Origin of the sequence: Pseudomonas sp. MWU12-3103b (genome assembly GCF_023100615.1) — a bacterium.
GTDB classification, from domain to species: Bacteria; Pseudomonadota; Gammaproteobacteria; order Pseudomonadales; family Pseudomonadaceae; genus Aquipseudomonas; species Aquipseudomonas putida_A.
The window spans coordinates 204,139-221,952 of the sequence record NZ_JALMEY010000011.1 but is presented as its reverse complement, the minus strand read 5'-3'; the positions used below and the strand labels follow the sequence as shown (position 1 = coordinate 221,952).

20 protein-coding genes are annotated in these 17,814 nt (G+C 59.3%); 10 read left to right on the top strand and 10 right to left on the bottom strand.

From position 1 onward, the window contains the following. Positions 1 to 41 precede the first annotated feature (41 nt). Positions 42 to 662, bottom strand: coding sequence for a retron system putative HNH endonuclease (locus M0808_RS18350; RefSeq protein WP_247842077.1), 621 nt, complete (start codon positions 660 to 662; stop codon positions 42 to 44). After that, a complete protein-coding gene (locus tag M0808_RS18345) occupies positions 655 to 2,022 on the bottom strand; it encodes an AAA family ATPase (protein ID WP_247842076.1) in 1,368 nt (455 codons plus the stop codon). Before M0808_RS18345 ends, M0808_RS18350 begins: the two co-directional genes overlap by 8 nt. Before the next feature lie 119 nt (positions 2,023 to 2,141). On the opposite strand from M0808_RS18345, the gene M0808_RS18340 reads away from it, so the two are divergent. Beyond that, on the top strand, positions 2,142 to 2,468 hold the full coding sequence (locus M0808_RS18340; RefSeq protein WP_247842075.1) for a hypothetical protein: 327 nt from the start codon (positions 2,142 to 2,144) through the stop codon (positions 2,466 to 2,468). Positions 2,469 to 2,583: 115 nt separating this feature from the next. Continuing rightward, positions 2,584 to 2,817, top strand: coding sequence for a hypothetical protein (locus tag M0808_RS18335; protein ID WP_247842094.1), 234 nt, complete (start codon positions 2,584 to 2,586; stop codon positions 2,815 to 2,817). 62 nt (positions 2,818 to 2,879) lie between these two features. On the opposite strand, the gene ampC is transcribed toward M0808_RS18335, so the two are convergent. Beyond that, positions 2,880 to 4,046 (bottom strand): class C beta-lactamase, encoded by a 1,167-nt coding sequence (gene ampC / locus M0808_RS18330; RefSeq protein ID WP_247842074.1) that lies wholly within the window; start codon positions 4,044 to 4,046, stop codon positions 2,880 to 2,882. Positions 4,047 to 4,206: 160 nt separating this feature from the next. Between ampC and M0808_RS18325 the strand changes: the two genes are divergently transcribed. Next, complete coding sequence (locus M0808_RS18325; protein ID WP_098968074.1) at positions 4,207 to 5,079, top strand: LysR family transcriptional regulator; 873 nt, start codon at positions 4,207 to 4,209, stop codon at positions 5,077 to 5,079. 133 nt (positions 5,080 to 5,212) lie between these two features. Here M0808_RS18325 and gudD read toward each other — a convergent pair whose 3' ends face one another. Both gudD and M0808_RS18315 read right to left on the bottom strand, forming a co-directional pair. Continuing rightward, entirely contained in the window at positions 5,213 to 6,556 is a 1,344-nt protein-coding gene (gudD, locus tag M0808_RS18320; RefSeq protein ID WP_247842073.1) for a glucarate dehydratase, read from the bottom strand. Between the two features lie 34 nt (positions 6,557 to 6,590). After that, the gene (locus M0808_RS18315) at positions 6,591 to 7,937 is read right to left on the bottom strand and encodes an MFS transporter (protein ID WP_103369510.1); all 1,347 of its coding nucleotides are present in this window, start codon (positions 7,935 to 7,937) and stop codon (positions 6,591 to 6,593) included. Between the two features lie 366 nt (positions 7,938 to 8,303). On the opposite strand from M0808_RS18315, the gene M0808_RS18310 reads away from it, so the two are divergent. Beyond that, a complete protein-coding gene (locus tag M0808_RS18310; protein ID WP_247842072.1) occupies positions 8,304 to 9,017 on the top strand; it encodes a FadR/GntR family transcriptional regulator in 714 nt (237 codons plus the stop codon). 92 nt (positions 9,018 to 9,109) lie between these two features. Then, on the top strand, positions 9,110 to 9,340 hold the full coding sequence (locus M0808_RS18305; protein WP_247842071.1) for a hypothetical protein: 231 nt from the start codon (positions 9,110 to 9,112) through the stop codon (positions 9,338 to 9,340). 135 nt (positions 9,341 to 9,475) lie between these two features. Here M0808_RS18305 and M0808_RS18300 read toward each other — a convergent pair whose 3' ends face one another. Further along, entirely contained in the window at positions 9,476 to 10,369 is an 894-nt protein-coding gene (locus M0808_RS18300; RefSeq protein WP_247842070.1) for a DMT family transporter, read from the bottom strand. 101 nt (positions 10,370 to 10,470) lie between these two features. Here M0808_RS18300 and M0808_RS18295 point away from each other — a divergent pair, with 101 nt between their 5' ends. After that, on the top strand, positions 10,471 to 11,334 hold the full coding sequence (locus M0808_RS18295; protein WP_247842093.1) for a LysR substrate-binding domain-containing protein: 864 nt from the start codon (positions 10,471 to 10,473) through the stop codon (positions 11,332 to 11,334). Positions 11,335 to 11,474: 140 nt separating this feature from the next. On the opposite strand, the gene yegQ is transcribed toward M0808_RS18295, so the two are convergent. Next, positions 11,475 to 12,818 carry a tRNA 5-hydroxyuridine modification protein YegQ gene (gene yegQ / locus M0808_RS18290; protein ID WP_247842069.1) on the bottom strand — a complete coding sequence of 448 codons (1,344 nt, stop codon included), beginning with the start codon at positions 12,816 to 12,818 and terminating at the stop codon, positions 11,475 to 11,477. A gap of 192 nt (positions 12,819 to 13,010) precedes the next feature. Here yegQ and M0808_RS18285 point away from each other — a divergent pair, with 192 nt between their 5' ends. Both M0808_RS18285 and M0808_RS18280 read left to right on the top strand, forming a co-directional pair. Beyond that, the gene (locus M0808_RS18285) at positions 13,011 to 13,697 is read left to right on the top strand and encodes an isochorismatase family protein (protein ID WP_210557591.1); all 687 of its coding nucleotides are present in this window, start codon (positions 13,011 to 13,013) and stop codon (positions 13,695 to 13,697) included. A 117-nt stretch (positions 13,698 to 13,814) separates the two neighbouring features. Next, complete coding sequence (locus tag M0808_RS18280; RefSeq protein WP_027613894.1) at positions 13,815 to 14,876, top strand: AI-2E family transporter; 1,062 nt, start codon at positions 13,815 to 13,817, stop codon at positions 14,874 to 14,876. Here the strand turns inward: M0808_RS18280 and M0808_RS18275 are convergent. The 3 genes from M0808_RS18275 to M0808_RS18265 all read right to left on the bottom strand — a co-directional run bounded on the left by M0808_RS18275 (position 14,873) and on the right by M0808_RS18265 (position 15,932). Further along, complete coding sequence (locus M0808_RS18275; RefSeq protein ID WP_097087786.1) at positions 14,873 to 15,055, bottom strand: hypothetical protein; 183 nt, start codon at positions 15,053 to 15,055, stop codon at positions 14,873 to 14,875. The genes M0808_RS18280 and M0808_RS18275 overlap by 4 nt on opposite strands. Before the next feature lie 102 nt (positions 15,056 to 15,157). Beyond that, entirely contained in the window at positions 15,158 to 15,352 is a 195-nt protein-coding gene (locus tag M0808_RS18270) for a hypothetical protein (RefSeq protein WP_025108897.1), read from the bottom strand. 229 nt (positions 15,353 to 15,581) lie between these two features. Then, positions 15,582 to 15,932 (bottom strand): hypothetical protein, encoded by a 351-nt coding sequence (locus M0808_RS18265; RefSeq protein ID WP_007965394.1) that lies wholly within the window; start codon positions 15,930 to 15,932, stop codon positions 15,582 to 15,584. Positions 15,933 to 16,189: 257 nt separating this feature from the next. On the opposite strand from M0808_RS18265, the gene M0808_RS18260 reads away from it, so the two are divergent. Together M0808_RS18260 and M0808_RS18255 are read left to right on the top strand one after the other, a co-directional pair. After that, a complete protein-coding gene (locus tag M0808_RS18260) occupies positions 16,190 to 17,008 on the top strand; it encodes a shikimate 5-dehydrogenase (protein WP_103369500.1) in 819 nt (272 codons plus the stop codon). Between the two features lie 212 nt (positions 17,009 to 17,220). Continuing rightward, on the top strand, positions 17,221 to 17,739 hold the full coding sequence (locus M0808_RS18255) for a cupin domain-containing protein (RefSeq protein ID WP_247842068.1): 519 nt from the start codon (positions 17,221 to 17,223) through the stop codon (positions 17,737 to 17,739). Positions 17,740 to 17,814 lie beyond the last annotated feature (75 nt).

Sequence of the window (17,814 nt, the reverse complement as noted above, 5' to 3'; positions counted from 1 at the left end):
CTATTTTTTTGTCCGCTTGGATGACCACGATACTCTGAATATCAGGGCAGGAGCTGACGGATGACATTGACCAGAACCGGAGAAAAAGCCGCAAGCTGGCCATTCTTGGGAGTCAGCATGTCATCAAGGAGAATGCCCAGAAGCTCTTCATCTTCAAGGTCACCGGGTTGCATGCCTCCTGTAAAGATCAACTGATCAACCAGTTGTTTCCGTGCCCCTATGAGTCCGCGATTGCTTTCTTCGGTATGACCGAGATTCAAAATTTCCAGAGCCGAATTTGCGCGTTCGGTTTTGCCGGTCACTCTACCGGACAGATAAAACTTCAATTCCGACTCGCATTCCTCCATCAAGGGCGTCAGATCTAGTGGGCGCGTGCCTCGATGATGTCCACATTGATTCTGGCGCTGGCAACTGGCGACGATGTTGGTGAACTCCAAGGTGCGATTGGGAGCTTTATCCTGGGCCTCAACGTGCTCGTTATGTGAGTTGTCGCCTGCAATGGTCTGGCAGCAATAGGCGCAAAGGCTGAACTGTTCCGCTATACAGGCCGTGCGCACGCTCACGCGTTCTTCGCCGGGCAGGTCCCGGTAACGTAATGTTGTGTTGGCGCGTTTCCATCTGATGAGTTGTTCCGGCTCGGCTCCCTTGGTGATCTTACGCACGGCGCAACTCCAGTTTGCGCAGCAACAGCGCGGCTTTCGCCAGTTCGATATGACCGTCCGGAAGTTCTTCTGCCAGTTCGGCGAATAGTTTTTGTGCGGTTTCCAGATCACCGTCCTGCAAGCGTTCGAGCAGTGCGTTCAAGCGTTTTTGAACGTCGCTGTTACGGATGTCGGTGTCCATGACTTCCAGCAGCACCTGATTGGCATCAAGTCCGTACAGGCCGTTGTGTTCGTGAAGTTCACCGTCATTGAGCACGTAAACCAGCACATCTTTTGCGTCGCTGATGACCAGTGGTGAGTGCGTGGTCAGCACGAACTGGCAGTTGGGGAAGGTTTCGCTCAGTTGGCGGATCAGACTGCGTTGCCATTTCGGGTGCAGGTGAAGATCCACTTCGTCGATCAGCACGATGCCGTCCCCGTGGAGCGGGTTGTCCAGCGACTGGTTCATCATTGCCAGACGACGGGCGATATCACCGACCAGCGCCATCATCGACTTCTCGCCTTGCGAGAGCTGGGCGACGTTGAGAGTGACGCCGTCCTTGTCGATGGCCATGTGCAGGCGCGGCTTGCGTTGCACGCGCAGGTTGGTGAAGCCAGGCATGAAAGCGGCGATGGCGGAGCGGACGGCGGTTAGCTGACGGTCGCGGGAAGAGGCTTTCAGGTTGGACAGGGTTTTCCAAACATCACTTTCATAGCCGAACTTTATGGAGATTTCAGCCAGTGCAGTGTCGGAAATACCCGTCTCGTTTTCGCTGTCCTCACGCTCGCGAAACCACTCGAAGAAGCGGCGGAAGTCTACGCCTCGGTTGAGCGAGTTGTCGTAACCGTCGAGTTGGTCGAAGGTGTGTTTGGTTTTGATTTTTAAAGGGATTTCGAGAACGGAACGTTCGACCGGGTAGTAGGCTATTAATGGAAGCGAAGCTTTGTCATCGGTCGTTAGCAGAGTTCGATAGTGGTCTGCAAGTTGACTCGCTTGCACTAGTTCGCTATGGAGTGCGGTCTTTCGCCCTTGCCTGCCGCGTGCAATACCCCATCCGAACAAATGTCTTTTCGATTGCACTTCGGAAAGGTCGGAGCTGCGAAGTAGATAGTCGGCAGCGACCGTTGAGATGTAAGCGTCGGTAGCGCTGTTCTGAATGTCTCCTTCAGAGATATGGTTGCCATTGCCTTTCTCGGTACGAATCCTTGCGACCAGCCAGCTTAGGGCAGTGGCAAGCGATTTCAAAAGGGTGGTCTTTCCTGCACCGTTGTTCCCCACTAGAACTGTCACGTTCGATGTGTGCTTACCTGTGGGTGCTAGCAGAATGCTCAGATCTTTGAACCGACCTACATTCCTGAGACTGAGACCTCTGATTTCCATTAAATCGCCCTTTGACGGTCAGCGGGGTTAAATATCGTATTCATTATGTCATCGCTAGCTACGGATTGATTCGATGCAGTTTAGATACATCCACTCCGGTCGGTCATCCATGTGAATAGTTGCCGCATATTCCTATCAAAGTGGCCTGCGTAAGGGCCTTCAACCCTGTCGGAAATTTCCTTCAAAGCGCGGCGGCGTTGGTGAACTGGTGGCTTGGGTTGAACGCCGATAACCTCTTCGGGCCGCTGCAAAATCAGCGGCCGGATGTGGAAGTCCGGTTTGCAGACTCATTCACCAAGCCCCGTTATGCGCATGGCGACATCTTTTATGTCAACATCGCTAACTTATGGTGGCTGTATGCGGGAGCGCTTTCGAGTGCGCCGGGTTCGGGTGATTGGCTCGGTCTTCCACACCTGCGTGCAGCTGCCACCTTCATGTGGAAGTGAGATGAGTAGCGTTTTCAGCAATCCCCATTGGAGTTTCACCCATGAAGAAAACGGATGTCGAATCACCTGAAATTTCCACCGATTCAACCAAACCCCGCTACATCCCCATACCGGCATCGACTGCCAGATCCCCTGCCTCCTGATCGACCGCGAAGCCCCGGTAGATGTACTCCACGGCACCGCCGCCTACCGCTTGCGCAGCGTGACGCAGTTGTTGGAAACCCTCTCGCTCGGCGACGGCATCGGCCACGATGCCTTGTTGCTGCAGGATTTCGCCCGGGTGCTGGCAATCCCTCTGCGCGACAGCTGCGACCTGATGGATGTATTGGGCTGGAAGCTACAGGCGTAGTTTTCAATCCCCTCAAATAAAAATGGGCGACCTTCACAGGTCGCCCATTTTTCATGGTCCGATTACCGGGTGAGCTCACCCAGAATCTTGTGCGCAATCTTCACCCGCTCCGCATTCGGGTAGTTCCGGTTCGCCAGAATCACGATCCCGACTTTCTTCGACGGCACGAACGCGATGTAGGCGCCGTAGCCTGCGGTGGAACCGGTCTTGTTCAGCAGCACGTTCGCCGGCTCCGGCTGTGGCGGGTTGAGCCATTTGACCTTGTGCGCTTCCATGGCCATCGGCGTCGAGTTGCCGTCCAGCAGGCGGTCGAGGCTGATCGGGTAGGTGTAACGTTCCCAGCCCAGGCCCTGGGTCATGTCGCCGACGGTGTAGTAGCCGGTGTGGGTGAGGGCGATGGCTTTTTGAAGGGGTGTTTCGAGTTTGGCGGTGTCGAGGTTGGCCTGGACGAATTGCAGCAGATCAGCGGCGCTGGTTTTTACGCCGTAGGCTTCGGAGTCGAGGGCGCCGGGGCTGACTCGAATCGGTTTGTTGTTCTTGTCATAGCCTTGGGCGTAGAGCTTTTGTTCAGACGCCGGCACCGACAGGAAGGTGTGCTTGAGCCCGAGTTTCGGCAGCAGGGTTTCAGTCATGACCTGATTGAACGGTTGGCCAAGGCTTTTCGCCGCCAGATAGCCGAACAGGCCGATGCTCGGGTTGGAATACAGGCGATGGCTGCCGGGCGGAAAAGTCGGTTTCCACTGTTGGTAATAGCCGAGCATCTTGTCGGAAGAATCCGCAGCATCCGGGAATTGCAATGGAAGGCCGCCGGCGCTGTAAGTGCCCAGTTGCAGCAGGCTGATGTGGTCAAAAGCGCTGCCATTCAGCTCGGGCCAGTGCTGGCTGGCCTTGTCGGAGAATTGCAGTTTGCCGCTGGCCTGGGCGTAGGCGGCGAGGGTTGCGGTGAAGGTTTTGCTTACCGAGCCGATTTCGAACAGGGTGTTTTCACTCACCGGTTGCCCGGTGCTTTTGTCGGCGACACCGTAGTTAAAGTAGTGCACCTTGCCATCGACGGTCACGGCCACGGCCAGCCCCGCGATGTTCTGTTGCTGCATGACCGGGGTCACGGTGGTCTTGACCAGCGCCTGCAACTGATCGTCGGTTTGCTGGGCAGCCATGCACGCGGTGGCGCCGAAAAACAGGCCGAAAGCGCTGCGGGAAATGAATTTGCTCGGGGTGATGAAGGACATGAGTGAACCACTCTCCATGAGTGTTGAGGGTGATATCCCGCTACACTGCGGGCGATTTTGTTGTTGGGCAACTGATCAGCGCCGACAATTTAGGCAGTCTGGCACTCGTCGACAAACGATGAAAACTCGGACGAGCCATTAGAAAAATTTGGGACCAGGCATGATTCGACCTCAACTGCCGCTCAATGCACTGCGCGCGTTCGAAGCCTCGGCGCGGCATTTGAGCTTTACCCGCGCCGCTGTGGAATTGTGCGTGACCCAGGCGGCGGTGAGCCATCAGGTGAAAAGCCTCGAAGCGCAACTCAACGTCACCCTGTTCAAACGCCTGCCTCGCGGGCTGATGCTGACCAGTGAAGGCGAGACCCTGTTGCCGGTTTTGACCACGTCGTTCGATCATATCGCGCAGATGCTCGAGCGACTGGCTGGCGGTCAGTATCGGGAAATGTTGACCGTGGGTGCCGTCGGAACCTTCGCGGTCGGTTGGTTGCTGCCACGGCTGGCAGACTTCCAGGCGAAACATCCGCTCATAGATTTGCGGCTGTCGACTCACAACAACCGGGTCGACGTCGCCGCCGAGGGGCTGGATTACGCGATTCGTTTTGGCGCCGGAGCGTGGCATGGCATCGAGGCAACGCGTCTGCTCGACGCTCCACTATCGGTACTGTGCGTACCGGAAATTGCCCGGCAGCTGCACACCCCGGGCGATCTGCTGCAACAGCGCTTGCTGCGTTCCTATCGCACCGATGAATGGCCGGAATGGTTTCACGCCGCCGGCCTGGCGACCCACGCGGCGCCGCCGCAGAGCATTGTCTTCGATTCGTCGCTGGCGATGATGGAGGCCGCGCTGCAGGGCAGCGGGGTGGCGTTGGCACCGCCGCTGATGTTCGCCCGGCAACTGGCGGCGGACGTGATTCGTCAGCCGTTTGCGATTGAAATCACCACCGGCAGTTATTGGCTGACGCGCTTGCAGTCACGGCCGGAGACGGCGGCGATGACGGCGTTCAAGCAGTGGCTGGTACAAAACTCTGCCTGACACAAGTCCCCTCCTGTGGGAGCGGGCTTGCTCGCGAAGGCGGCGTGTCAGTCAACTCAAATATTGACTGATGCACCGCCTTCGCGAGCAAGCCCGCTCCCACAGGGGACAGTGGTGGACTGCAGATCAGAATTCAGCGCACCAGACACGGCCGCTTGTTATCGAACGTCCACCCCGGTATCAAAAACTGCATCGCCACGCTGTCATCCCGCGCGCCGAGACCCATGCCTTTGTACAGTTCGTGGGCCTTGGCCAGCTGATCCATGTCCAGCTCCACCCCCAGCCCAGGTTTCTGCGGCACTTGCACGCAACCGTCGACAATTTGCAGCGGTGCCTTGGTCAGGCGCTGGCCGTCCTGCCAGATCCAGTGCGTGTCGATGGCGGTGATGTCGCCCGGTGCCGCCGCCGCGACATGGGTGAACATCGCCAGCGAGATATCGAAGTGGTTGTTGGAGTGTGAGCCCCAGGTCAGGCCCCACTCATGGCACAACTGCGCGACACGTACCGAGCCTTGCATGCTCCAGAAGTGCGGGTCGGCCAATGGGATGTCCACCGACTGCAGCTGAATGGCGTGACCCATCTCGCGCCAGTCGGTGGCGATCATGTTGGTCGCCGTCTTCAGTCCGGTAGCGCGGCGGAACTCGGCCATGACTTCGCGCCCCGAGTAACCGTTTTCCGCACCGCACGGGTCTTCGGCGTAAGCCAGCACCTTATGTTGATCGCGGCACAGGCGGATCGCTTCTTTCAGTGACCACGCGCCGTTCGGATCGAGGGTGATGCGTGCCTCGGGAAAGCGTTCGGCCAGAGCCGTCACGGCTTCGATTTCCGCGTCGCCGCTAAGCACGCCGCCTTTGAGTTTGAAGTCCTGGAAACCGTATTTTGCCTGGGCCGCTTCGGCCAGACGCACCACCGCTTCGGCGCTCATGGCCTTTTCGTGACGCACGCGGAACCAGTCGTTATCGGCGTCCGGATCGCTGCGGTAGGCGAGGTTGGTCTCACGTTGATCGCCGACATAAAACAGATAACCGAGCATCTTCACTTGATCGCGTTGCTGGCCTTCGCCGAGCAGCGCCGCGACCGGTACGTCGAGGTGTTGCCCGAGCAAGTCGAGCAGGGCGGCTTCGAGTCCGGTGACCGCGTGGATGGTGATGCGCAGGTCGAACGTCTGCAGGCCACGGCCGCCGGCATCACGTTCGGCGAAGGTCTGGCGCACCTGATTGAGGATCTTCTGATAGTTACCTATTGTGCTGCCGAGCACCAGGCTGCGGGCATCCTCCAGCGTCTGGCGGATGCGCTCGCCACCGGGCACTTCACCGACGCCAGTGTGGCCGGCGTTGTCCTTGAGAATGACGATATTGCGGGTGAAAAACGGCCCGTGGGCGCCGCTCAGGTTGAGCAGCATGCCGTCGTGGCCGGCCACGGGAATCACCTGCATGTCAGTGATGATTGGCGCTTTGGCAGTGTCGTGTGCGGTCATGTTTTTATCCTTGTCAGCATTCTTCAAAACGAATTCAGGCGTGCTTCGGCGCGGCTTCGGCCACGGCGAGGTCAGCAGCGGGTTTCGGGGTGGTGCGTGCAGCGAAGACGATGATCGCGGCGATGATCGAGGTTGCGGCCAGGCCATAGAGGCCGCCCTGAATCGAACCAGTGTGTTCTTCGAGCAGGCCGAAGGTGGTCGGCGCGACGAAGCCGCCGAGGTTGCCCACTGAATTGATCAACGCAATTACTGCCGCGGCGATCCGTGCATCCAGATACGCCTGTGGAATCGGCCAGAACAACGACGAGGCGGACTTGAAGCCCAGCGCGGCAAAACAGATCGCGACAAAGGCGAAGATCGGCCCGCCGGTGGTGGACATGAACATCCCCGCCGCGGCGATCAACAACGCGGTGGCGACCCAGGCTTGCTGGTGCTTCCACTTGGCCGAGAAAGCGGCGAAGGCGTACATGCCGACGATCGACAGCAACCACGGGATCGAGTTGAACAGCCCGACCTGGAAGTCACTCATCTCGCCCATTTTCTTGATGATGCTCGGCAGCCAGAACGTCGCGGCGTAGATCGTCAGCTGAATGAAAAAGTAGATCAGGCAGAACAGGATGATTTGCCGGTCCTTGAGCAGTTTGCCCATCGATGGGCGGATCGGCGTCGCGGCTTCGCGGGCCTTCTGTTCATCGTCGATGGCGCTGACCAGTGCGTCCTGTTCGGCGCGGGTCAGCCATTTCGCGTCATGCGGTTTGGCGTCGAGCCAGAACCAGACGAACACGCACAGCCCGACGGAAAACATGCCCTCGATGAAGTACATCCATTGCCAGCCGTGCATGCCGAGGCCGTTGATCTGCAAGAGCAGGCCGGACAGCGGGCCGGAGATCAGCGAGGCCACTGCCGAACCACTGAGGAAAATCGCGATCGCCTTGCCGCGTTCGGCGCCGGGCAGCCAGCGGGTGAAGTAGTAGATCACCCCGGGAAAGAACCCGGCCTCGGCCACGCCGAGCAGAAAGCGCAGGATGTAAAAGTGCGTTTCGTTCTGGATGAACGCCATGCCGGCGGCGACCAGGCCCCAGGTGAGCATGATGCGGGTCAGCCAGATACGCGCGCCGACTTTCTGCAAAAGCATGTTGGACGGCACTTCGAACAGCGCGTAACCGATGAAGAACAGACCGGCGCCGAAGCCGTAGGCGGCAGCCCCGATGCCCAGGTCATGTTCCATGTGAGTGCGGACGAAACCAATGTTCACCCGGTCAATGTAATTGACGATGAACATGATCACGAAGAGCGGCAGGACGTGGCGTTTCACTTTCGAGATGGCGGACGCGAGTGTCGAATCGACGCCCTCGTTCATCCCGGAGACGGAGGTTTTCACTTGGTTTTCTCCCACTGATTATTTTTATGCGGGGTAGGGCTGGATGCTGCGTTGTTGATAGACATCATACAACTTGATTTTTTTGTCCTACAAGTGGGGTGCAGCGATTAAATTTGTCTGGTGAAGGAATTTTTTATTTCTTTTTGGTGTTTTTCCCCGTTTTTATTGGTTTTAATCGCGGCCGTCAGACGCGCCTCTTGGGTTCACGATCCAAATGTTCAAACAGGGTGTAGCGCTTGATTGTTGCGTTTTTTTTCGTTTTATTGAGTGTTGTCATACAAGTTGGGGGCGGTTTCGGCGCTAAAATCGACTCGTCAGCCACCGCGCAGTGCTACGATCGACAAGCCCCGATGACCGGAACCGATCATGCAAGAAGACCTCGGCGCCCCTGCGCCCAAACGTGCACACAACCTCGCACACGATCTGGTGGAGAAACTCACCCAGAGCATCCTGCTTGGCCAGTTGTCGCCCGGCGACAAGCTGCCGTCGGAGAACGCCATCGTTCAGGAGCACGGCGTCAGTCGCACGGTGGTGCGCGAAGCGATTTCCAAGTTGCAGGCCTCGGGCCTGGTCGAGACGCGGCACGGCATCGGCAGTTTTGTCATCGAGCGCGCTGCCGAGCAGGGCTTGCGACTGAATGTCGACACCGCTCTCGGGGTGCGCAGCATTCTGGAATTGCGCATGGGCCTGGAGACGCAGGCTGCGGCGTTGGCCGCGTCACGTCGCAGCGAGCAGCAATTGCTGCAAATGCGTCAGGCGCTGGATGACTATCAGCGTTTGCTGGACAGCAATGACAGTTGTGTCGAGGCTGATCGACGTTTTCATCTGCTTATTGCCGAAGCCACCGGCAACGTCTGCTTCAGCGAAATCATGCAGCACCTGGGCAGCGCGATGATTCCACGTCAGCGGCTCAATGCCGCCGAGCGTGGCGCGGCGGATCTGAGCAAGCTGGGGCAGTTGGCCCATCTGGAGCACGAAGCGATCCTGAATGCGATCAAGCGGCAGGATCCGGACGCGGCGCGCGCGGCCATGTGGCTGCACCTGACCAACAGCCGCGACCGTTTCAGTTCTCAAGGCTGATTGCCGTTGGTCTGCTCGATAGCACCGCCTGCAGATGTACGCTTCCAAGCTGTATGGCCCGGGTTCTCCGGACCTCCTTGGTGAGGTGTGTCATGGCTGATGATTTGCTGTTTCAGGGTGGTGTGCTGCCGACCGATCCAACCCGTCCGGTACCCGGCACGGATGAACCGACACTGGCCGATCACGATGCGCCGCCGGGCATGAGCCCGGGGCGCGATCCGTTGAGTGATGCCGATCGGCCGGAAGACTGGAAGGACCCGGCGGCGGACGATGATGTGCCGCCAGCGGATGAGCCGACGCCGTTGTCGGATGACAGGCGCTGAGGCTAACCCGGCATGAGATATTTATAGTCTGCGCCGGCCCTTTCGCGAGCAAGCTCGCTCCCACAGGCAGAACGCATCCCCCTGTAGGAGTGAGCCTGCTCGCGATGGGGTCATAGCCTCAGTAAAAAACCTCGATCAGACCTCAACCGGTCGACCCTCCACCCGCCGCTCCAGATTCAACGCCAGCACACTGATCAACACCACCGCCGCGCCAATCAGAACCATCAGCGCCGGCTGCTCGCCGAGGCCCACTGAAGCAATCCCCATCGCTGTCGGCGGTATCAAATAAAGTGTCATCGTCGCCCGACTCAAGTCCACATGTTTGAGCACAAAGCCCCAGGCCAGATAGGCCAGTGCACTGGGAAATACCCCCAGTGCCAGCACTGCCCACTGCACTTGCAGCGGCGCTTTCACCACCGCCGCACTCAGCCCCGGCAGATAAATCAGCAACAGCAGCGTCCCCGACCACACCGCATAACAAGCCAGACTGAAACCGTCATAACGCCGTGCGTGATGTTTTTGCAGGGCGAAGTAAATGCTCCATGAGAGCGCTGCCAGCAGGATCAGCAAGCCATGCGCGTCGATCTGCCCCAGGCCCCGATCGGCGCTGACCACGATCACCACCCCGACCAGTCCCAGCAACACGCAGCCCCATCGCCAGACACTGACCTGATCCTTGAACACGTAGCGCGCCAGCAGCGTACTGAACAGCGGGCTCGACTGCGCCAGTACGCTGGAGGCGCCGGCACTGACGCTTTGCTGGCCGATGTTCAGCGCCACGTGATGCAGGCTGACGGCAAAAAATCCCAGGGCGAACAACAGCGGTACGTCGCGCGGTTGCGGCAGGCGAATGCCCTTGAACGCCGCAATCACGGCCATGAACAACGACGCCAGCAGAAACCGCAGCAACGCCAGATGCCCGGGGTCGTAGGCTTGCAGGCCGATGTGAATGCCGGTCGGCGAATAGCCCCAGCAGCCGACCACGAAGGCCATGGTCAGAATGATTTTCAAGGGAGAAGGAGACGGCATGATCGGCGCACCGCAAGGGTTGATGCGCCGAGTATCCGGGCGGCGAACAAGTCTCCACAACTGACTTATACTGCGCCGAATATTCACTTTGAGTGATGAGTATGGAGCTGGCGCAGATCCGCATGTTCAAGACCGTGGCCGACGAGGGCAGCATTGCCCGGGCCGCTGAAAAGCTGTTTTGCGTGCCATCGAACATCACCGCACGGATCAAGGCGTTGGAAGCTGAACTCGGTGTGGCGCTGTTTCTGCGCGAAGGGCGCGGGCTGCGGATCAGCCCGGCGGGGCATACGTTTCTTGCGTATGCCGAGCGGATTCTGGCGCTGACCGCCGAAGCCAAGCGCGCGCTGGATCCCGTCGCTGAACCGTCCGGCCCGCTGCGTATCGGCGCGATCGAGTCCTCGGCCACCGGGCGTTTGCCGCGGCTGTTGGCCAAGTTTCACCAGCGCTATCCGCAGGTGGTGCTGGAATTGACCACTGGCACCTGGGGCCAATTACTCGACGACACCGTCAGCCATCGCCTCGACGGTGCGATCGTCGCGGTGGACGTCGAGCGCGCGCAACTGAAACGCACGCCGATGTACCGCGAAGAATTGCTACTGATTGCCTCGACATCATTCGGCCCCGTGCGCGACATTCATGATCTGCAGGACAAAACCGTGTTCATGTGGCCGCAGGGCTGTCCGTATCGGGCGGCGCTGGAGCACTGGCTGTTGCGTCAGGGGCAGGCGCTGCCGATTGTCAGCCTGGCGAGTTACGGGGCGATTGTCGGTTGCGTGAGTGCTGGCGCCGGGGTGGCATTAGTACCTAAAGGCGTGTTCGAGCAATACGCCAAAGGCGCTGGATGCGTGGGCTATGAGTTTCCCGAACTGACGGCGATCGACAACCTGTTTTACTGGCACGAAAACGCCGGGGTACACCCGGCGCGTGAGGCGTTCGTGGCGATGTTGCGCGAGGAATTCCTCTGACTACAGAGCTTCACTGTGGCGAGGGAGCTTGCTCCCGCAAGAGTGCGCAGCACGCTCAATAAAAGCGTTGATTGCGAAATCGTTTGGTCGCCTCGCACCCGGCGCGAGCAAGCTCGCTCGCCACCGTTTATCCACGTATTTCAGTTCGATTGAGCAGTCAGGTCGCGCATCAGCAGGCCAAAGCGCAAATCCACCGCATCCGGAATCGGCAGGTACACCGTGTGCCCATCCCCCGGCGCAACCTCGATCGCTTCACCCTTGGCACTCTGCAACTGGTGCAGATCGAAGTGGAAATTGCCCTTGGGCGTCATCAATTCCAGATGATCGCCCAAGGCAAAACGGTTCTTCACTTTGACCTCGGCCAACCGGTCGCGGCGCTCGCCGGTCAGTTCGCCGACGAACTGCTGACGCTCTGACACCGAGCTGCCATTCTGATAATTCTGGTATTCGTCATGCACATGGCGACGCAGGAAACCTTCGGTGTAGCCGCGCTGGGCCAGTGATTCCAGATCGGTCATAAGGCTGCGATCGAACTCACGTCCGGCCACTGCATCGTCGATCGCCCGTCGATAGACCTGGGTGGTGCGCGCGCAATAGAAGTGCGATTTGGTCCGGCCCTCGATCTTCAGCGAATGCACGCCCATGCGCGTCAGGCGTTCGACGTGTTGCACCGCGCGCAGATCCTTGGCGTTCATGATGTAGGTGCCGTGCTCGTCTTCAAAAGCGGGCATCAACTCATCGGGGCGATTGGCTTCCTGCAGCAGAAACACCTGATCGGTCGGCGCGCCGATGCCCAGGGTCGGCTCCGGCTGGAAGGTCTGCACGATCTCGCCGAGCTGGTTTTCCGTGGCTTGCTGCGCCGAATACTTCCAGCGGCAGGCGTTGGTGCAGGTGCCCTGATTGGCGTCGCGCTTGTTCATGTAGCCCGACAGCAGGCAGCGCCCGGAGTAGGCCATGCACAGTGCGCCATGGACGAACACTTCCAGTTCCATGCCCGGTACCTGTTCACGGATTTCGCCGATTTCTTCCAGCGACAATTCCCGCGACAGGATGATCCGGCTCAGGCCTTGTTGCTGCCAGAACTCGACGCTCGCCCAGTTCACCGTGTTGGCCTGCACCGAAAGGTGGATCGGCATCTGCGGGAAATGCCGGCGCACCAGCATGATCAGGCCCGGGTCGGACATGATCAGCGCGTCCGGCGCCATCTCGATCACTGGCGCCAGATCCTTGAGGAAGGTCTTCAGTTTGGCGTTGTGCGGGGCGATGTTGACCACCACGTAGAAGCGCTTGCCCTGGGCCTGCGCTTCGCGAATGCCGAGGGCGAGGTTGGCGTGGTCGAACTCGTTGTTGCGCACCCGCAGGCTGTAACGCGGCTGGCCGGCGTAGACCGCATCGGCACCGTAGGCGAAGGCATAGCGCATGTTCTTCAGGGTGCCGGCAGGGGCGAGCAATTCCGGGGCGGTGAGGGGGAGGTCTGGCTTCATGGCGGCATCGGTCGCAAAAGCGCGGCAGGGTAGTGCAGTGGCAAGTGCGGTTTATTGATCTGGATCTACGTTTGAGTGCGTGGACTTTATCTGTGCAGAAAGGGCACAGATCATGTGTCGGTTTCACTGTGTTCGGTTTGACGTTGGCTTCGTAACCTTGGCGCATCCACTCAACCGCAAGAGAAACTTCCCATGCAGAACTTTACTCGTCGTTTTCTCACCGCTTGTGCATTTTCCGGTGTAATGGCCAGCAGCGCAGCGATGGCCGACAACCACCCGACCATTCGGGCAATGTCCGGCGCGACACCGGCTGATCATTTGCCAGCGGGCAAATCCGCACTGGTGGTGATCGATTTCCAGAATGAATATTTCAGCGGCCGGATGCCGATCCCGGACGGTGCCGCTGCCCTGGCCAAGACTCGTGAGCTGATCACTTTCGCTGACAGTCACAAGATCCCGGTGTATCACGTGCAGCACGTTGCTCCGGCCGGCTCGCCAGTGTTTGCCATCGATGGCCAGACCGTTAAATTTCACCCGGACATGCAGCCGCGCCCGCAAGACGTGGTGCTGCAAAAGAGCACCGTCAGTGTGTTCGCCAGCACCGACCTTGACCAGCAACTGAAAAAGGCCGGCATCCAGACCCTGATCATTTCCGGCCTGATGACCCACGCCTGCGTGGCGGGTGCCGCACGGGACGCCGCGCCTCTGGGCTACAACGTGATTGTCGCGTCCGATGCCTCGGCGACCCGCGCCATCACCCGCGCCAACGGCGTGTCAATCGACAAGGATTCGCTGCACAAGGCCGCGCTGGCGGAAGTCGAAGACACCTTCGGCGATGTGTTGAGCACTGCGCAGATCGTCAAACTGCCGGTGCGCTGATTAGCCGGGCTGCATCGTCCAGGCAATCTATGCTCCATGAACAAAGATGGCACTCGCGCGCGCCCCGGCTGACTAAGGTTCGGGGCGTGCGAGACGCCTGACTGACATGGATCGGACATGAACGAAAAAACCCTGCAATTCAAATCCCTCACCGTGCTGTTGCTGTTGGTGACGGTCGCCTTCATCTGGATTCTGCTGCCGTTCTACGGCGCGGTGTTCTGGGCGGTGATTCTCGGCATTCTGTTTGCGCCGATGCAGCGCAAGTTACAGCTCAAATTCGGCTGGCGGCGCAACCTGACAGCGCTCTGCACTCTGGGCATCTGCCTGGTGATCGCGATTCTGCCGGTGATCATCCTCAGCATCCTGTTGGTCCAGGAAGGCGCGACGGTGTACAACAACATCGAAAGCGGCCAACTGGACATCGGTGCCTATCTGGCACAGTTCAAACACAGCCTGCCCCCGTATTTTCAGCATTTGCTCGATCGCTTTGGCATGGGCGAACTCAACGGTCTGCGCGAGAAAATCGTCAAGGCGTCGATGCAGGGCAGTCAGGTGCTGGCCAGCCAGGCGTTCAGTTTCGGTCAAGGCACATTCGAGTTCGTGGTCAGCTTCGGCATCATGCTGTACCTGCTGTTTTTCTTTCTGCGCGATGGCGCCGAGCTGGTGCGCAAGGTACGCACCGCGGTGCCGTTGGAAGAGAGCCACAAACGCCGTTTGCAGTTGAAGTTCAATCGGGTGGTACGCGCGACGGTCAAGGGCAACCTGGTGGTGGCGGTCACTCAGGGCGCATTGGGTGGGGCGATTTTCTGGTTTCTCGACATTCCCAGCGCGTTGCTGTGGGCGGTGCTGATGGGCTTTCTGTCGCTGTTGCCGGCGGTGGGTGCGGGGATCGTCTGGGCGCCGGTGGCGGTGTACTTCCTGCTCAGCGGGATGATCTGGCAGGGCGTGGTGCTGGGGCTGTTCGGGGTGTTTGTGATCGGTCTGGTGGACAACGTGCTGCGCCCGATCCTGGTCGGTAAGGACACGCGCATGCCGGATTACATGATCCTCATCTCGACCCTCGGCGGCCTCGCGGTGTTTGGCCTCAACGGTTTCGTGATCGGGCCGCTGATCGCAGCGCTGTTCATGTCCAGTTGGGCGTTGTTCATCGAGACCAAACCGAAAGTCCAGTTGCCTTAAGCGTGGAATGGGCCGCTGACGATTTTCTGTGACAGGGCCTGTGCGGCGGGCAGTGAAGTGAGCGGGCCGCTGATCGGCTCGCCATCGCGCACCAGATACCAGCAGGCGAGCAATCCCGACGCTCTGAGCGATGCGGGAACAGCGCTACCGACTACCGACATGATTTGAACCTGAGCCATGACAAGTACCTCCATCAATCTGTGGAGCTACCTTAGGGATTCGCTGCGCTCAGGGACAATCAACGCTTTCGATAGTGGTCATTGATCACAGTGAGGACTGCATCAGTCGACAACCTGGTCGAGCATGTGCACCACTTCGCGCTCATTGAGCAGGCCCTTGTGCACGAGATTCTCCGCCAGCAACGAAAGAAACTTGGCGCAGCGGTGGCCTTCCAGGTGTTTCAGTTCAGTCAGCGCGCTGTACACCTTGCTCGAAGTGCACAGGCCGACGATGCGGTGCGGATTTTGTGTAGGCATGGGTCGTCCTTGTTTTTATCAACCTGTTGTTTACGGACGGATTCAGATTGCGGTTCCGTCATGACAAATGGATGACCGTTTTGTGTTTTGCCCCCGACGGTCAAGTCCATCATGCCGACTTTAGCTGCCGGGACTGTCCTCACAGCGACCTTGGCGAGATTTTTTCAGACTCTGCCCGACCGACGGTCATAAAAAAGCCCCGCTATAAAGCGGGGCTCGTTGGTTGCGATTACCAGCGCGGGCCACCGTAGTAGCCGTGTGGCCGGCCGTAGTAGCCGCGTGGTGGGCCGTAGTAGACCGGGCCAGGCACGTAGACCGGTTGTTGCACATAGACCGGCGCCGGCTGGTAGTAGACCGGTGGCGGCGGCTGTTGCACATAAACCGGTGCCGGTTGAGCGTAAACAGGCTGTTGCACGTAGACCGGCCGGTCCTGGTTGATCAACGCGGAGCCGATGATGGCCGAGCCGACGATCGCACCAAACACTGCCGGACCCTGCCAGCCACCGCCGTGGGCTTCTGCCTGACCTGTGATAGCGAATGCACCAATCAACAAGGCCACGATGGGGAGTTTACGAATCATGATAATTCCTCGGTTCTTCGACCCGGCGTCCGGGCCTGCACCAGGCCCAAAGTTGTCGCGGGGATACTTCTATGACAGCGAAATTCTGAAAATCAGCACAGCCGCTGGGTAAATTTTGTGTAAGGTCTGTACCGGCTTCTTTACCGGTTGGTCAAAGGGGCTCGCAGCCCGTTGCAGACAGGCGCTTATGATCGTCCAGAACCCGATGGAATGGCTAACTCCGTCCATCCGAAAGTCCGTTTTCAAGGAGAAGTTTCATGCAGATGAATCCCAACAAAGACACCCAGCTGTGCATGTCCCTGTCGGGGCGCCCGGGGAATTTCGGTCTGCGCTTTCATAACCATTTGTATGAGCAGTTGGGCCTGAACTTCTATTACAAGGCGTTCAGCAGTCAGGACCTGCCGGGGGCCGTCGGCGGCATTCGTGCGCTGGGGATTCGTGGTTGCGGAGTGTCGATGCCGTTCAAGGAAGCCTGCATCGCGCTGGTCGATGAGCTGGATGCGTCGGCAGCGGCGATCCAGTCGATCAACACCATCGTCAACACCCACGGCCATCTCAAGGCTTACAACACCGATTACATCGCCATCGCCCAGTTGCTGGAAACCCACGCGGTACCGCAAGACACGACGTTCGCCCTGCGCGGCAGCGGCGGCATGGCCAAAGCGGTGGCCAGTGCCTTGCGCGATGGTGGCTACAAGAATGGCTTGATCGTTGCGCGTAACGAGCGCGCCGGACGGGCACTGGCGGACTCGCTGGGCTATCGCTGGCAGGCGGAGCTCGGCGAAGAGCGGCCGCAGATGCTGATCAACGTCACCCCGGTGGGCATGGACGGCGGGCCGGAGGCCGGGCAACTGGCGTTCGAGCCTGAAGTGATCCAGGCCGCCGACACGGTATTCGATGTGGTAGCGATTCCGTCCGAGACGCCGCTGATCGTGCGTGGGCGGGCTGAGGGCAAGAAGGTGATTACCGGGCTGGAAGTGATTGCGATCCAGGCGCTGGAGCAGTTTGTGCTGTACACCGGGGTGCGGCCGAGTGAAGAGCAGTTTGCGGCGGCGGTGGCATTTGCTCGCAGCTGATCATTGAGTTTTGCGCTGATCCATCGGGCCTCTTCGCGAGCAAGCCCGCTCCCACAGGTATCAGGTTGCAACACAACCAGGTGAGCAACCACAAATCCTGTGGGAGCGGGCTTGCTCGCGAAGGCCGCGACTCGGTTGTTAGTCGGTTGCCTATACTGCGGCCTCAGCAAGCCCAGACTTGCCCCTCATAAAAAACCTGATCGAGGCTCCCCATGCATCCGCCCATCCTCAACCTGCACCAGGTCGAACTCGAATCCCTGCCCGAAGCCCTTGCCCCGGAAGGCGAAACCGCTGGTCGTTATCAACAACGCATGGCGCGCATCGGCCAGCAGCTTGGTGCGCAGAAACTCGGCTATCGGTTGTACGCCTTGCCGCCAGGCATGCGCGGCAGTCCGTTTCACAGCCATCGGGTCAATGAAGAGATGTTCTATGTGGTGGCCGGGGAGGGCGAAGTGCGACTGGGGGCTGAACGCTTTCCGATTCGCGCGGGCGACGTGATCGCCTGCCCGCCAGGCGGCCCGGAAGCGGCGCATCAGATCATCAACACCAGCGACGCGGAACTGCGTTATCTGGCGGTCAGCACCCAGCAGCAACCGGATATCTGTGAGTACCCGGACTCCAACAAATACGCGGTGATGGACAACTTCAAAGTCGATGACCAAGGCAATGCGTCAGGCTTCGTTGCCGTGGCGCGGCAGGCGGATGGTGTGGATTACTGGGATGGTGAATAAATAGAGATCTTCGGCTTGGTGCAGACCCTGTGGGAGCGGGCTTGCTCGCGAATGCGGTGTGTCATTCACAGTGAT

Excerpts from the sequence above, each read along its gene's own strand:
- M0808_RS18345 (WP_247842076.1), bottom strand. The coding sequence starts at position 2,022 with ATGGAAATCAGAGGTCTCAGTCTCAGGAATGTAGGTCGGTTCAAAGAT.
- ampC (WP_247842074.1), bottom strand. The coding sequence starts at position 4,046 with ATGTCCTTCATCACCCCGAGCAAATTCATTTCCCGCAGCGCTTTCGGC.
- M0808_RS18325 (WP_098968074.1), top strand. The coding sequence starts at position 4,207 with ATGATTCGACCTCAACTGCCGCTCAATGCACTGCGCGCGTTCGAAGCC.
- gudD (WP_247842073.1), bottom strand. The coding sequence starts at position 6,556 with ATGACCGCACACGACACTGCCAAAGCGCCAATCATCACTGACATGCAG.
- M0808_RS18310 (WP_247842072.1), top strand. The coding sequence starts at position 8,304 with ATGCAAGAAGACCTCGGCGCCCCTGCGCCCAAACGTGCACACAACCTC.
- M0808_RS18305 (WP_247842071.1), top strand. The coding sequence starts at position 9,110 with ATGGCTGATGATTTGCTGTTTCAGGGTGGTGTGCTGCCGACCGATCCA.
- M0808_RS18300 (WP_247842070.1), bottom strand. The coding sequence starts at position 10,369 with ATGCCGTCTCCTTCTCCCTTGAAAATCATTCTGACCATGGCCTTCGTG.
- M0808_RS18295 (WP_247842093.1), top strand. The coding sequence starts at position 10,471 with ATGGAGCTGGCGCAGATCCGCATGTTCAAGACCGTGGCCGACGAGGGC.
- yegQ (WP_247842069.1), bottom strand. The coding sequence starts at position 12,818 with ATGAAGCCAGACCTCCCCCTCACCGCCCCGGAATTGCTCGCCCCTGCC.
- M0808_RS18285 (WP_210557591.1), top strand. The coding sequence starts at position 13,011 with ATGCAGAACTTTACTCGTCGTTTTCTCACCGCTTGTGCATTTTCCGGT.
- M0808_RS18280 (WP_027613894.1), top strand. The coding sequence starts at position 13,815 with ATGAACGAAAAAACCCTGCAATTCAAATCCCTCACCGTGCTGTTGCTG.
- M0808_RS18275 (WP_097087786.1), bottom strand. The coding sequence starts at position 15,055 with ATGGCTCAGGTTCAAATCATGTCGGTAGTCGGTAGCGCTGTTCCCGCA.
- M0808_RS18270 (WP_025108897.1), bottom strand. The coding sequence starts at position 15,352 with ATGCCTACACAAAATCCGCACCGCATCGTCGGCCTGTGCACTTCGAGC.
- M0808_RS18265 (WP_007965394.1), bottom strand. The coding sequence starts at position 15,932 with ATGATTCGTAAACTCCCCATCGTGGCCTTGTTGATTGGTGCATTCGCT.
- M0808_RS18260 (WP_103369500.1), top strand. The coding sequence starts at position 16,190 with ATGCAGATGAATCCCAACAAAGACACCCAGCTGTGCATGTCCCTGTCG.
- M0808_RS18255 (WP_247842068.1), top strand. The coding sequence starts at position 17,221 with ATGCATCCGCCCATCCTCAACCTGCACCAGGTCGAACTCGAATCCCTG.